Origin of the sequence: Streptomyces sp. SID8352, assembly GCF_009862265.1 — a bacterium.
Classification (GTDB): Bacteria; Actinomycetota; Actinomycetes; order Streptomycetales; family Streptomycetaceae; genus Streptomyces.
On record NZ_WWGX01000035.1, the window covers coordinates 163417 to 177131 of the forward strand.

At 73.6% G+C, this 13715-nt stretch carries 9 protein-coding genes and 1 pseudogene; 8 read left to right on the top strand and 2 right to left on the bottom strand.

Annotation, left to right across the window (positions count from 1 at the left end; all coding sequences use genetic code 11):
• Positions 1-140: 140 nt before the first annotated feature.
• Entirely contained in the window at positions 141-1943 is a 1803-nt protein-coding gene (locus GTY84_RS12200) for a CoA transferase (RefSeq protein WP_345943415.1), read from the bottom strand.
• 335 nt (positions 1944-2278) lie between these two features.
• Here GTY84_RS12200 and GTY84_RS12205 point away from each other — a divergent pair, with 335 nt between their 5' ends.
• The 8 genes from GTY84_RS12205 (at position 2279) to GTY84_RS12240 (ending at position 12670) form a co-directional block, all read left to right on the top strand.
• On the top strand, positions 2279-2812 hold the full coding sequence (locus GTY84_RS12205; RefSeq protein ID WP_161226209.1) for a flavin reductase family protein: 534 nt from the start codon (positions 2279-2281) through the stop codon (positions 2810-2812).
• Positions 2812-3399 carry an NAD(P)H-dependent oxidoreductase gene (locus GTY84_RS12210; RefSeq protein ID WP_161226210.1) on the top strand — a complete coding sequence of 196 codons (588 nt, stop codon included), beginning with the start codon at positions 2812-2814 and terminating at the stop codon, positions 3397-3399. The genes GTY84_RS12205 and GTY84_RS12210 overlap by 1 nt, the downstream gene beginning before the upstream one ends.
• 86 nt (positions 3400-3485) lie before the next feature.
• Entirely contained in the window at positions 3486-4457 is a 972-nt protein-coding gene (locus GTY84_RS12215) for a hydroxymethylglutaryl-CoA lyase (RefSeq protein ID WP_161226211.1), read from the top strand.
• Between the two features lie 153 nt (positions 4458-4610).
• Positions 4611-5948 carry a CaiB/BaiF CoA-transferase family protein gene (locus GTY84_RS12220; protein WP_161226212.1) on the top strand — a complete coding sequence of 446 codons (1338 nt, stop codon included), beginning with the start codon at positions 4611-4613 and terminating at the stop codon, positions 5946-5948.
• 32 nt (positions 5949-5980) lie between these two features.
• Positions 5981-8338 carry a pyruvate dehydrogenase gene (locus tag GTY84_RS12225; RefSeq protein ID WP_161226213.1) on the top strand — a complete coding sequence of 786 codons (2358 nt, stop codon included), beginning with the start codon at positions 5981-5983 and terminating at the stop codon, positions 8336-8338.
• Positions 8339-8713: 375 nt separating this feature from the next.
• On the top strand, positions 8714-9682 hold the full coding sequence (locus GTY84_RS12230) for an AraC family transcriptional regulator (protein ID WP_202550902.1): 969 nt from the start codon (positions 8714-8716) through the stop codon (positions 9680-9682).
• Positions 9683-9886: 204 nt separating this feature from the next.
• The gene (locus GTY84_RS12235; protein ID WP_161226215.1) at positions 9887-11374 is read left to right on the top strand and encodes an aldehyde dehydrogenase; all 1488 of its coding nucleotides are present in this window, start codon (positions 9887-9889) and stop codon (positions 11372-11374) included.
• Positions 11375-11494: 120 nt separating this feature from the next.
• On the top strand, positions 11495-12670 hold the full coding sequence (locus tag GTY84_RS12240) for an LLM class flavin-dependent oxidoreductase (protein WP_161226216.1): 1176 nt from the start codon (positions 11495-11497) through the stop codon (positions 12668-12670).
• 664 nt (positions 12671-13334) lie between these two features.
• Here GTY84_RS12240 and GTY84_RS33775 read toward each other — a convergent pair.
• Positions 13335-13498: pseudogene (locus GTY84_RS33775) on the bottom strand (IS5/IS1182 family transposase); the annotation flags it as partial.
• Between the last annotated feature and the right edge of the window lie 217 nt (positions 13499-13715).

A 13715-nucleotide genomic window follows, 5' to 3' on the forward strand; every position in this document is an offset into this window, starting at 1 on the left:
AAGGCCTCGCACGGGAGCGGACACCGGACCGACATCCGCCGCCCGTCGGCACGGCGGCAGGCCGGACGCCCTGCCGGGCCCCGCACGTATGCGGCACCACCCGGCGGTACAGGCTGCGGGTCGGCGCCGACGGGCGGCGGTCACGAGAACTCCCACGGAGCGGCGACGCGGACGCCCTGGTCGTGCTGGAGACAGCGCGAGGTGGCGGGGTCGTCGGCGATGTCGCCGATGCCGCGGACACGGGCACAGGCAGCACCCAGGGAGTTGAGGCGGTGTTCCCAGCCGGCGGCGGAGTCGTCCGCCAGGGCCCGGACCAGCTCCCGCCTCCCGGCGTGGGAGGACACCCCGAGGACGGCGCGGGTCCGCGGGGTGTCGGACAGCGCCAGGTGCCCCCGGGCCGCAGGCAGGGGATGAAAGAGCGGCGCTGGAGAGGGACGGGGGTCACTCAGCAGAAGCCGGGCGGAGGACAGCAGTGAGGTCTCCACGGCCGCGGTGCGCCCCGTGGTCTCACGGTGGAGCAGGGCAGCCAGGACCGCCTCGGCACACACCATGCCGCCCAGGGCGTCCAGCATGGTAGTGGTGCTGCACGCGGGGGCCTCGCCGACGGGACGCTGGGCGTAGGCGAGACCGGCATGGGCCTGAGCGGAGAAGTCGGTCGCGACTGTCGGCAGACGGGGGCCCCGCAGGGGTGCCCAGCCGGAGGCCTGGGCACAGATGAGGTGCGGGTTCACCCGCCAGAGCGCCCCGGGAGCGAGACCGAGACGTTCCGCGCGGCCGGCGGGCCAGTTCTGCAAGAACACATCGGCCCCGGAGACCAGTTCGAGCAACGATCGGCGGCCCGGAGCACTGGTGATGTCCAGGCGGACCGGATGCTTGCCGCGGTGCAGGGACCGGAAGCCGGCGAAGCAGCCGTTGACCACCGGCTCGATCCCCCGCGCCGGGTCCCCGCCGGGAAGCTCGACCAGCACGACCCGCGCGCCGAGCAGGGCGAGGACCAGGCCCGCGTAGGGGCCCTGCAGGAAGCGGGTGCACTCCACGACCGTCACCCCGGACAGCGGAAGGCTCCCGGGGGCGGGGGACCCGGAGACCGGCGGGGGACCGTGGGGCGGCTGGTGCGCGGTGCTCGTCCAGGGGAGCGCGCCGGGCCGGTGCCGGCCGTGCGGCTGGAGCCTGGTCACGGCCACCCCCCGGTCCTCGGCAGCGGCTTCCAGCTCGGCCAGGGAACGGACCGCGACAGCCGCGTGCAGAGCCTCGGGGACGCGGTTCCGCCCGGTCCACTGACGTGCAGCGTGCTCGCGCCAGGCGTGGCCGATGGTGACGCCGTCGACGCCCAGGTGCCGCCACCAGGAGCCCCAGGCGTCTGCCCGGAGTGTCTCGATCTCCACCCACTGGCCGTCGAGGGTGCGGAAGGGGGGCGGGCGTCCCTGGCCGGCGCGGGGCCTGAACACGTCCGGTGCCGCCTCGGCGACCGCCAGGTAGTGCCCGTGGGGGAGAAGGACCGCGGAGACCGGGTCCACGGTGACGGCGCCGAGGGCGTGTCCCCGTGCACGGGCGAGGAGGGCGGCGAGAAGTCCCTGGCCCACGGAGACCGCCCGCAGGACACTCGTGTAGTCCACTCCGACGCGGCGTGGACCGTTCCCCTCGCGCAGTCCGTACAGGCTCATCACGGCGCAGACGGCCTGGGCGAGTTCCTCGGTGGTCACATCCGCCCCCGGGGTGTCCGCCGATCGCACCGTGACGTTTCCGAGCCGGCTCCGGACGGAGCCGACGCGCCAGAGGCCGTTCTCCGCGGAAACGGGAGGGAACCCCAGTTCAGCGAGATGGCACTTGGCCCTTCCGCCGAGAGCACCGACACCCATGCAGCACCCACCTCCTTCCGGCAGCGCCCGGGGGACACGGACCGGTTCGGGAATCCCGGCGCATGGGCAGGCGCCCAGCTCCATGACTTCCTCTCCCGCCGTGGCCCCGGCCCTCCGGGCGGGGCCGGCCCCATGCCGGCCCCGGGCACGTCGGCGGCCCGCCCCGCGACGCCCTGCCGGGGAACACCACCGCGGGCGACGGACCCCCGCCGTTCCCCGGGTGCCGCCAAGCCGCTCGCCGAGTGGTTCCCATGGGAACCGACGATGCCGCGGAGGGACAACAGGGGCCGGCCGCTGGGCGCGTGAACGTGTTGAACGTGCGGTACGCACACGGTGCGGACGGGCACTGTGCACGGACCGGATCGGAGAGTGCCGAGACCGGATATGCGGTCCGTGCGATGTGGATGACGCTGTACGGCATGACCAGCCTCAGCACCCCACCGACGCGGACGGCCGCCGACGCGATCACCCCCGAGGCCCTGCGCGCCACGATGGGCGCGTTCTGCACGGGCGTCGTCGTCGTCACCGCGCTGGACGGCCGGACCGACGGCACGCCCCTGGGCTTCACCTGCCAGTCCTTCGTGTCGCTGTCGTTCGACCCGCCGCTCATCTCCGTCAGCCCGGCCCGCACGTCCACGACCTGGCCCCGCATCCGCGAGGCCGGCCGGTTCGCCGTCAACATCCTGGCCGACGACCACGCCTGGCTGTCCGACCGGTTCGCCCGCTCCGGGACCGACAAGTTCGCCGGTGTCGACTGGACGCCGTCACCCAACGGATCTCCCGTCCTCGGCGGGGTGAGCGCCTGGGCGGAGTGCACCCTGTGGCGCGAGTACGACGGGGGCGACCACACCGTCGCCGTCGGCGAGGTCACCGCGCTCGGCCACGACATCGGGCGGAACCCCCTGCTCTACCACCGCGGGACCTACCCGCGCGCGGACTGGCGGGAGTCCTGATGGACGGCGCGGAGCGGACCGGCGGAGCGCCCGGCGCGCTCAGGGTCACCGCGGTCCTCGCCAGTCCGCACGGGAGCGGTTCGACGGCGGCCGCGGCCGGGGCCGTTCTGGAGGGGTGCCGCGAGGCCGGGGCCCTCTGCACCCTCGTGGACCTGCGGGACGGCGCGGCCGACGGCTTCGCCGCCGCCGTGGAGGCGGTCGAGGAGGCGGACGCCGTGGTGTTCGCGTCCCCCGTCCACCGCGCCACCCACACGTCCCTGCTGGCCTCCTTCCTCGAACACGTCGAACGGGGTGCGAAGCACGAGACCCGCGCTCCGCTGCGGGGCAAGGCGGCCGCCGTGGTGATGACCGGCGCGGCCCCCGAGCACTTCCTGGCACCGGAGAGGCTGCGGTCCGTCCTCACCTCCTTCTACGCCGTCCAGGTGCTCTCACCGTCGCTGTTCCTCACCGGGACCGCCTTCGGCCCCGACAGGTCCCTGACCCCGGGAGCGGCCGGAACCGGCGTCCTGCACGGCCGCGCTCTCGTGGACCTGGCGGCCGCGTGCCGCGCCGGCGGGAGCATCGCCCTGCTCAGGCCGCTGGTGTGACCCGTGAACAGCTACCACCGGGCGGCGGGCCCGGCACGCGGCCCGGCCGACCGGGCCGTCCCCGAACCAGCAGGGAGAACGCGTACATGTCCACGACCGTCGAACTCGTCGAGGTCGGCCCCCGCGACGGCCTCCAGAACGAGAGGAGGCCGCTCGACACCGGCACCCGCGCCGAACTCATCACGCGTCTGGTCGCCCGGGGCGCCCGGCGCGTCGAGGCGGTCAGCTTCGTCCGCCCCGACCTCGTCCCGCAGATGGCCGGGGCCGAAGAGGTCATGGCGAAGGTGCCCCGGGAGCCCGGGGTGTCCTACATCGGGCTGGTCCTCAACCGGCGCGGTGCCGAGCGGGCCGCACGGACCCCGTGCACCGAGGTCAACATCGTCGTTCCGGTGACCGATGCCTTCTGCCTGCGGAACCAGAACCTCACCGTCGAGGCGATGCTCGGCCATGCCGCCGCGGCCTCGCAGGTCGCCCGTGACGCCGGTATGCGGGTCAGCGTGACCCTCGCGGTGGCCTTCGGGTGCCCGTTCTCCGGGCGGGTCCCCCTCGGCCGGGTCGAGAAGGTGCTGGCGCGGGTGGCCGAGAGCGAGCCGGACGAGATCGCGTTCGCCGACACCATCGGCGTCGGAGTCCCCCGCCAGGTCCGCGCGCTGGCCGCGCTCGCGGCCGGCGACGCGCGCGTCCGCAGACTCCGCTTCCACTTCCACAACACCCGCAACACCGGCTACGCGAACGCCGCCGCGGCCGCCCGCCTCGATGCGGACGGCGGGACCGTCCCGGGCGGAGTCGTCGCCCTGGACGCCTCCGTCGGCGGGTTCGGGGGCTGCCCGTTCGCCCCCGCCGCCACCGGCAACATCGCGACCGAGGACCTCCTCTACCTCCTGCGCGGAGAAGGCGTGCCCCTGCTCGGTCCCGGCACCCCCGACCCCGAGGGCCTCGCCCGGGTCGGGTCCTGGCTCGGGGACCGGCTCGGCAGCCCGCCGCAGGGCCTGCTCCTGCGGGCCGGGGACTTCGCCCCGACCGGCCCCGCGGACAGCCCGGCCGCCACCGGGAACTGACCCGCCGTCCGCGCGGCGGCAGACGCGCACCCCGGCCGCGGCGGAAGGCACGCGCCCCGGCCGCCCCGCCGAGCCCGTGGGGAGCCCGGGCCGCCCCGGCCGCCCCGCGGAGTCCCCCCGACCCTCCCGCAACCGACAAGGAAGGCACCGAGAATGAGCCTGGCAGGCAGCACACCGCACCGGTCCCATGCCTCCGCCGACACGTTCCCGCTGGCGGGCATCCGCGTCGTCGAACTCGGCAACTTCATCGCCGCGCCCACCGCGGGCCGCCTGCTGGCCGACTTCGGCGCCGAGGTCATCAAGATCGAGCGGCCCCGCACCGGCGACGAACTCCGCAACTGGCGCCTGTTCGCGGGCGGCACCTCGATGCTGTACCGCACCGTCAACCGGAACAAGAAGTCGGTCGAACTCGACCTGCGCACAGACGACGGCCGGGCCTCGGTCCTCGACCTGGTCTCCTGCTCGGACGTCCTGATCGAGAACTTCCGCCCCGGCACCCTCGACAAGTGGGGACTGACCCCGGAAGCGCTCACCGACGCCAACCCCGAACTGGTCGTGGCACGCATCTCCGCCTACGGCCAGACCGGTCCGCTCGCTCCCCGGCCCGGGTTCGCCGCCGTCGCGGAGGCCTTCGGCGGGATGCGGGAACTCGTCGGCGACAGCGACCGGCCGCCCTCCCGCGTCGGTGTGTCCATCGGCGACTCCGTCGCCGGCCTCTACGCGGCGTTCGGTGTCGTCATGTCGCTGCTGGACCGCGTCAACCGCGAGAAGCGGGGCCGCCGTCCCTGGACGCCCGCCGAACGGCACATCGACGTCGCGCTCCACGAGGCGGTCTTCTCGATGATGGAGTCCCTCGTCCCCGACTACTCCGCCCACGGCGTGCTCCGGGAGCGCACCGGCGGCCGGATAGAGGGCATCGCCCCCTCGAACGCCTACGTCTGCTCCGGCGGCGACTCCGTGGTCATCGCGGGCAACGGCGACTCCATCTTCGGCCGCTGCATGGAGACCATCGGCCGCCCGGACCTGCGGGACGACCCCGGTCTGGCGACCAACGCCGGCCGCTGGGCCCGGCGTGACGAACTCGACCGGGCCATCGGGGCGTGGACCGGCCGGCGCCCCCGCGACGAGGTCCTGGCCGCCCTGGCCGCGGCCGACGTGCCGGCCGGGCCGATCCACACCGCCAAGGACATCGTCGACGACGAGCAGTTCGCGGCACGCGACATGGTGCAGACACTCCCGGTCGACGTCGCCGGGGAACTCCGCGACGTGATGTTCCCCGGAATCGTGCCCGTGCTGGGCCGCCGGTCCCTGCCCGTCGCCCGTCCGGGACCGGACCTCGGGGAACACACGCACGAGGTCCTCTCCGGGCTTCTCGCGCGCCCGTGCGGCTGCCGGGCGTGCCGGGACGCCGTGGCAGGACCCGGCGACGCGGTGCCCGCCGCCGCACCGGACGACCCGCCCGGCCACCGTGCCCGGTCCGCGCACATCTGACCCCACAGCCCCTCACCGGGAGGCAGCGATCCATGACACAGATTCCCCGAGCCGTCCCCCCGCCCGCGAACGCACCTGACCGGCCGGCCGACGGCACCGACGTCCTGCGCGACATCTCCCGGCGCGTGCTCTGGCTTTCGGCCGCCATCGTCGACGCGGCCAACCACGGACGCCCGAACCGGACCGGGATCAAAGCCGGCGGGCACCAGGCGTCCTCCGCGTCGATGGTCGACATCATGGTCGCCCTGTGGTTCCACCACCTGACCAGCCTGGACCGGGTCTCGGTCAAACCGCACGCGTCGCCCGTCCTGCACGCGATCAACTACCTGCTGGGAGACCTGGACCCGAAGTACCTGACGACGCTGCGGGCGAAGGGGGGCCTCCAGTCCTACCCGTCGCGCACCAAGGACCCCGACACGGTCGACTTCTCCACCGGGTCGGTCGGCATCGGCGCGACGGCGGCGCTGTGGGCGGCCGTCGCGCACCGCTACCTCGCCTCCCGGTTCCCCGGCACACCCCCCGCCGGCCGCTTCGTGAGCCTGCTCGGCGACGCCGAACTCGACGAGGGCGCCATCTGGGAGGCGGTGGCGGACCCGCAGGTGACGGAACTCGGCGAGCTGCTGTGGGTCGTCGACCTGAACCGGCAGTCACTGGACCGGATCGTGCCCGACACACAGATCGAGCGCCTGCGGGGCATGTTCGCCGCCGCCGGCTGGCAGGTCGTCGTCCTGAAGTGGGGGCGCACCGTCGGCGAGCTGTTCACCCGCCCGGGCGGGGAGGAACTCCGCAGCCGCCTGGAGGGGATGCCGAACGAGGAGTACCAGCGGATGCTCAGGGCCGACTCCTCCGAGACCGCCGACCGCATCCTCGCGGGGACGGACTCGGCGGAGCTGGAGGCGCTGCTGGCCTCACTGACCGAGGACCGGCTCGCCGCCGCGGTGCGCGACCTCGGCGGGCACGACCTCGGGCTCCTGGTCGACACGTTCGACACGGTCGACGTGCACCGGCCCACCGTCGTCTTCGCCTACACCGTCAAGGGACGCGGCCTGCCGACCGAGGGCCACCCCGGCAACCACTCCGCGCTCCTGACCGGGGCGCAGATGCGGTCGCTGGCGCAGTCGTGCGGGGTCCGCCCGGAGGACCCGTGGCGTCCGTTCGAACCCGGCACGGCCGCCGCCGGACTGTGTTCGCGGCGCGGCGAGCTGCTCCGGCGCTCCCCGTACGCGCCGTCGCCACCCCTTACGGTGCCGACGGCGCTCGGACACCCGCACCGCAAGCCCGCCTCGACCCAGGCCGCGCTCGGCCGGCTGCTGGCCGATCTGGTCCGGGACGCCCCGGAGACCGCCGCCCGGGTGGTGACGTGCAGCCCCGACGTCGCCTCCTCGACCAACCTCGGCGGCTGGATCAACAAGACCGGAGTGTGGTCGGCCACCGAACGGACCGACTGGTTCGCCGATGACACCGAGCGTGTGCTGCGGTGGTCGGAGGTCCGCGACGGGCAACACATCCAGCTCGGAATCGCCGAGGTCAACCTGGTGTCGCTCGCCGGTGAACTGGGCGCCACGTGGTCCCGGTGGGGCCAGCGGCTGATCCCCGTCGCCACCCTGTACGACCCGTTCGTCACCCGGGCCCTGGAACCCTGGAGCTACGGCATCTACGCCGGCGGCCAGTCGATCCTGGTCGGGACCCCGTCCGGAGTGACCCTGGCCCCCGAGGGCGGCGCCCACCAGTCCGTCACGACACCGTCGATCGGCCTGGAACAGCCCTCCTGCGTCTACTGGGAACCGGCGTTCGCCCAGGACCTGGAATGGTGTTTCCTGCACGCGATGAACGGGATCGGTGTCCCCGGCGGCACGTCGGCCTACTTCCGGCTCTCGACGCGCCCCGTCGACCCCGCGCTCGCCCGGGTCCCGAACGACCCGGCGCTGAGGGAGCGGCGGCGCCTCCAGGCGGTCGCCGGGGGCTACCGCCTGCGCTCGCCGGACCCGGCGGACGAGCGGATCACCCTGGTCGGTGTCGGTGCGATGATGCCGGAGGTCGTCGCGGCCTCCGACGCCCTGGCGGACCTGGGCATCGGCGCCGGGGTCGTCTGCCTCACCAGCCCCGACCTGGTCTTCCGCTCGTTCCAGCGGCGCGGGACCCGCACGGCCGGCGGCGGGTCGGACATCATCGACGAGCTGTTCCCCCCGCTCCGCCCCACACCCCTGGTCACCGTCCTGGACGGCCATCCGCACACCCTGTCCTACCTCGCCGGGGCACGCGGCGACCGCATCCGGTGCCTGGGGGTGACCGAGTTCGGACAGTCCTCGGACCTGGCCGACGCGCACGAACTGCACGGCATCGGCACCGACGCGATCATCGACGCGGCACTGACCCTTCTCGGCCGGTAGCACCGCACCGGTCCAAAGGACCCACGACGCCGGTGCCACCGAACGGGGGACGGACCCGCGCGGGCAGCGGTGCCCGACGGACGGGAGGCCGTCGCAGCCGTGCCGACCCGGCGCGGCCGGGTGGGGCCGGGCCCGGCAGGGGGCGTGCCCCGGCCCTGCTCCGGGCGTGCTCCGGCCCTGCTCCTGCCCTGCTTCGGGCGGCGGGAACGCCGCACCCCCGGCCCCATGTGACCCACGACCTTGATGTTTGTCCTGTTTTCGCCAGAATCAGCAGGGAACGGATAGCCGCTCACCGCGGGCGGCTGCGCCGGCCGTCACCGCACGTCTACGCTGGCGGCACTCATCACGGAGCTGATGTGCCCCGAAGGGGGTGCCATGGAATACCTGGCCTCTGCCTCGGTGATCAGGACGCAGAGCCTGGAGGAGGCCCGCGAGGCGGTCACCAGGATCTACCTGCCGCATGATCTGATCGGCCCCCGGGACGCGATGGACATGCGCCTGAACGCCCTCACGGACCGGTACATGACCCTGGGGTACCTGACCTACCAGGCCGAAGCCGAACTCACCATGCCGGCGACCGAGGACTGCTACCACGTCAACCTCACCATCGTCGGCGAGACGAAGGCATCCCGCAGCGACGGCGGCCGCGAGGCCACCGCGGCCGGCCGGCGCGGGGTGGTGCTCTCCCCGGTCCAGACGAACCGGGTGTCCTGGACCCCCGAGGCGGAGCAGCTCATCCTGAAGATCCCGCGGACCAGCCTCGAGGCACACCTCTCCGACCTGATCGGCAGACCGGTCACCGGGATCATCGACTTCGACTTCGGCCTCGACCTGACCACCGGTTCCGGCCGCGCGCTGCTCCGGGCGGTCCAGTTCCTCGCTGCCGAACTCGACAAGCCCGCCGGTCTGGCCGAGATGCCGCTCGCACGTGAACAGCTCGAGGCCTATGTCCTCACCTCGCTGCTGCACGCGGGCCGGCACCGGTTCAGCGACGCGCTCGCCGGGAGCGAGGACCTGCGCCGTCTCGGCCGGCTGACCTCCGTGGTCTCCTACATCGAGGCGCACGCGGAAGGCGAGATCACCCCGGAGATCCTCGCGCGTGTCGGCTGCGTGAGCGTCCGCACCCTGCACGCCGCGTTCCAGGAGCAGCTCGGGGAGTCGCCCATGGCGTACGTACGCCGCATCCGGCTGAGCAGGGTGCGGGCCGAACTGCTGCGCAGCGACCCGCAGAAGACCCGGGTCGCGGACGTGGCCATGCGGTGGGGGTTCTTCCACCAGTCGCGGTTCGCCCAGCAGTACCGGGACCAGTTCAACGAACTGCCCTCCGTCACGCTCCAGCGCTGACCCGCCGCACCCCGCGCGCCCGGCCGCCGGCCGGGCGCGCTCCACCCGTGCCCGCGCACCGGGGACGCGGGCCGCGCATCCGCCGACTCTGCGCTCAACGGCCCTTACGCGTCCGCGAAGGGATAGGAGTCCGGCACCGCTCTTCCTAGCGTTCGGTGTGAAGTCCGCGACACCCCCGACTCCCCTCCGAGGAGACCGAACGACATGGCTTCCCCCTCCTCCCCGCCCGAGACGTTCAAGCTCTTCATCAATGGCGAGAGCGTCGACGCCGTCTCCGGAAAGACCTTCGAATCACTCAACCCCTACACCGGGCAGCCGTGGGCGACCGTCGCCGACGGCGGCCCGGAGGACATCGACATCGCCGTCCGGGCCGCACGGGCCGCGTTCGAGGGCGAGTGGGGCGCCAAGAGCGGTTTCGAACGCGCCGCCGTCATGCGCGACATCGCCGACGCCATCGGCGCGAACGCCGAACGGCTCGCGCTGCTGGAGGTACGCGACTCCGGCAAGCTCATGCGCGAGATGACCGGCCAGCTCAGGGGACTCGGCACCTGGTACACCTACTACGCCGGGCTCGCGGACAAGCTGGAGGGCAAGACCGTCCCGGCCCTGGACCCGCGGACCTACTTCGGCTACACGGTCCGCCAGCCCGTGGGGGTGGTCGGCGCCATCACACCGTGGAACAGCCCCCTGCTGCTTCTGACGTTCAAGCTCGCTCCCCTCCTGGCGGCCGGATGCACCTGTGTGGTGAAGCCGTCCGAGCACTCGCCCGCCTCGACGGTCGCGTTCGCCGAGATCCTCACCCGGGCCGGCCTGCCCGCCGGCGTCCTGAACGTCGTCACCGGCTGGGACCGGTCCACCGGCGAGGCCCTCGCGGCCCACCGGGGCGTCGACAAGGTCGCGTTCACCGGCTCGACCGCGACCGGTGCGAAGGTGGCGCAGGCCGCGGTGGCGAACATCAACAAGGTGACCCTGGAACTCGGCGGGAAGTCACCGCAGATCGTCTTCCCCGACGCCGACCTGGACGCCGCGGCCGGCGGCGTCGTCGCCGGCGTGTTCGCCGCGACCGGGCAGACGTGCATGGCCGGGTCCCGGCTCATCGTGCACGAGTCGGTCAAGGACGACCTGATCGCCCGGGTCGTCGAGCGGGCCAACGCCATCAAGCAGGGCGACCCCACGGAGGCCGCGACCGAGATGGGACCGGTGGCCAACCGCCCTCAGTACGAGAAGGTCCTCGGCTTCCTGGAGGGCGCGAGGGCCGAGGGGGCGACCATCGCCTGCGGCGGCGGACCCAACGCCGACCTCGGCGGCCTGTTCGTCCGGCCGACCGTGGTCCTCGCCGACCCCGGCAACACGATCGTGCGCGAGGAGGTGTTCGGCCCGGTCCTGGCCGCCTACACCTTCACCGACGAGGACGAGGCCGTCGCCCTGGCCAACGACACGCCCTACGGACTGGCCGGTGCCGTGTGGACCAAGGACGTCCACCGGGCCCACCGGGTGGCCGCCGCCGTCCGCGCCGGCACGGTCTGGATCAACGCCTACCGGGTCGTCACCCCGAACATGCCCTTCGGCGGCTTCGGACTCTCCGGCATCGGCCGGGAGAACGGGACCGACGCGGTCAACGAGTACCTGGAGAACAAGTCCGTCCTGGTCGAGCTGACCGGCGGGTCCCGCGACCCGTTCAAGATGGGCTGATCCCCCCTTCCCTTCCCCCCTCCACCCGCGCGCCCGTCGCCGCGGGCCGCGACCGTACCCACCCCCGCCCGGGCACGACGTCCCGCGCGCGGGGCGAACCGGAGAACCAAGGAGAACGACATGACGCTCAGCGCGAACGAGAGGCTCGGACTCGCCGCCACCGATCCGCGTCCCGACAGCGAGACCCGGCCGGCCCGGGACCGCCGGGAGACCAACCCGCTGCTCAACGACCAGCCGATGAAGCTCGGCCTGTTCGGCACCAACTGCTCCTACGGCCTGATCATGTCCCACGCGCCCTCGTCGTACGAGATCACCTGGGAGCACACGAAGTCCATCGCCCAGCAGGCCGACCGGATGGGCCTGGAGGTCATGGTCCCCGTCGCGCGGTGGAAGGGCTTCGGCGGCTCGACGAACTTCAACGGCAACTGCTTCGAGACCTACACCTGGGCCGCCGGGCTCGCCGAGGCCACCGAGAACATCGCGATCGCGGCGACCTCGCACCTGCCGACCGTGCACCCCATCGTGGCGGCCAAGGCCGCGACCACGATCGACCGGATCTCCGGCGGACGGTTCGCCCTGAACCTGGTCATGGGCTGGGTCCCGCCGGAGATGGAGATGTTCGGCGGCGAGCAGCGCCAGCACGACGAGCGGTACGCGTTCGGGCAGGAGTGGATCGACTACGCGCTGCGCCTGTGGTCCGAGGAGGGCAGCTTCGACGTCGACGGCACGTACTTCCAGGGCCGCGACGTGGAGTCCTACCCGAAGCCGCACCAGGGCCCGAACCCCGTGCTGCTGAACGCGGGCAACTCGCCCGCGGGCATCGACTACTCGGCCCGCAACGTCGACATCAACTTCGCCAGCCTCGACACGCTGGAGAACATCAGGGCCTACACCGGGACCGTCCGCGGCAAGGCGCGCGACGAGTACCAGCGCGCCATCGACGTGATGACCTACGGACTGGTGGTCGTCCGGGACACCGAGAAGGAGGCGAAGGCGGCCTTCCAGCAGGTCGTCGACGAGGGCGACTGGGGAGCCGCGGGCAACGTCATCAAGATCGCGCTCTCCGGGGCGAGCCAGTCCTTCGACCACGCCAGGGAGATGTCGGAGCGCTTCATCGCCGGCTGGGGCGGCTATCCGCTGGTCGGCACCCCCGAACAGGTCGTCCAGGGCATGAAGGAGCTCAACGAGGCCGGCATGGGCGGCATGATCATGGGTCTGATCGACCCCGACCAGGAACTCCCGATGTTCCGGGACGAGGTCATGCCCCTCATGATCGAGGCGGGCATCCGCCACTGAGCGCCGCACCGCCCTCCCCGGCGGACCGGCGGACCGGCGGACCGGCGGGGAGGGCGGTGCGGCGGCCGGTGCGCGCCGCGGGGCGCAGGGGCCGTCCCGGAGGTGTCCGGGCGCTCCGCGCCGCGGCGGGGCGCCCGCGGGCTGCCGCCGCGCGCCTGCCGGGGCCCGCAGGACGGCCGCGGTGGGCGTCCTCGACGGGGCCCGGGCCGGTGGGCCGGGCGGTGGCCCGGGGTCGCGGCGGCCCGGGAGCACTCACGGCCTCCGCCGCGGCGGCCCCGGCCGAGGGCGAGACGGAGCCCGGCTTCCCGGGCTCCCTGGGCTCCCCGGGCTCCCCGGGGTGAGCGGCCGGGGGCGTGCCCCTCCGCTCCGTCCTGGCCGAGTGCCGCCCGTCTCCCGGCCCGTGGCGTGCCGGTGGGCCCGTACGACTGTGGAGTCGACCGGCCCACTGGCTGATGTTCCCAACCGTTCCTTCTCCGCCCGGATCACCCGAACCGTGCGGGAGCGTGCGTCCAGCGGTCCCTGCGGGAACGGGTGCGAGACCCTGTCCAGGACCGTTCCCCCCGTTCACGCGGGCGAGGAGACGGCCTGGCGGACGGGCGAAGCCTCCGGCGGACGTGCTCCCGGTCAGGGCACCCGTTCCGCCGGAGGCTTCACGTGCCTGACCGCCCGGCGCGCGGTCCGCGAGCAGGCCGGCGACCGCTGTGGTGCGGGTGTGTGCGACGCCCACGGCGATGCCGGAGCCGGCCGCGACCCGGGCACGGGTGTCGCACCGACGTGGGCACACCGGGCCGACCGGGCACGCTGATGGGGCCGAAGCCTGCAGCGGCGGCCAATCCCGCGGATGGCGATGAGCGCGGTGCCCCCGCTCGACCGGGGCGCGGGGAAGGCCGGGCGTTGGCGGGGAAGGAAACCAACGACGCCCCTTCGCCGGTGCGATGAGACGTCGGAACACCCCCCCGCGACGGCACGGGAGCCGCCCCGTGTGTTGCGGAGACCGGCCCCGTCACCCGCGCGGTGGCCGTTCCCAAGGGCTCACCCCCGTTGT

Excerpts from the sequence above, each read along its gene's own strand:
- GTY84_RS12225 (WP_161226213.1), top strand. The coding sequence starts at position 5,981 with ATGACACAGATTCCCCGAGCCGTCCCCCCGCCCGCGAACGCACCTGAC.
- GTY84_RS12235 (WP_161226215.1), top strand. The coding sequence starts at position 9,887 with ATGGCTTCCCCCTCCTCCCCGCCCGAGACGTTCAAGCTCTTCATCAAT.
- GTY84_RS12215 (WP_161226211.1), top strand. The coding sequence starts at position 3,486 with ATGTCCACGACCGTCGAACTCGTCGAGGTCGGCCCCCGCGACGGCCTC.
- GTY84_RS12205 (WP_161226209.1), top strand. The coding sequence starts at position 2,279 with ATGACCAGCCTCAGCACCCCACCGACGCGGACGGCCGCCGACGCGATC.
- GTY84_RS12220 (WP_161226212.1), top strand. The coding sequence starts at position 4,611 with ATGAGCCTGGCAGGCAGCACACCGCACCGGTCCCATGCCTCCGCCGAC.
- GTY84_RS12200 (WP_345943415.1), bottom strand. The coding sequence starts at position 1,943 with ATGGAGCTGGGCGCCTGCCCATGCGCCGGGATTCCCGAACCGGTCCGT.
- GTY84_RS12240 (WP_161226216.1), top strand. The coding sequence starts at position 11,495 with ATGACGCTCAGCGCGAACGAGAGGCTCGGACTCGCCGCCACCGATCCG.
- GTY84_RS12210 (WP_161226210.1), top strand. The coding sequence starts at position 2,812 with ATGGACGGCGCGGAGCGGACCGGCGGAGCGCCCGGCGCGCTCAGGGTC.
- GTY84_RS12230 (WP_202550902.1), top strand. The coding sequence starts at position 8,714 with ATGGAATACCTGGCCTCTGCCTCGGTGATCAGGACGCAGAGCCTGGAG.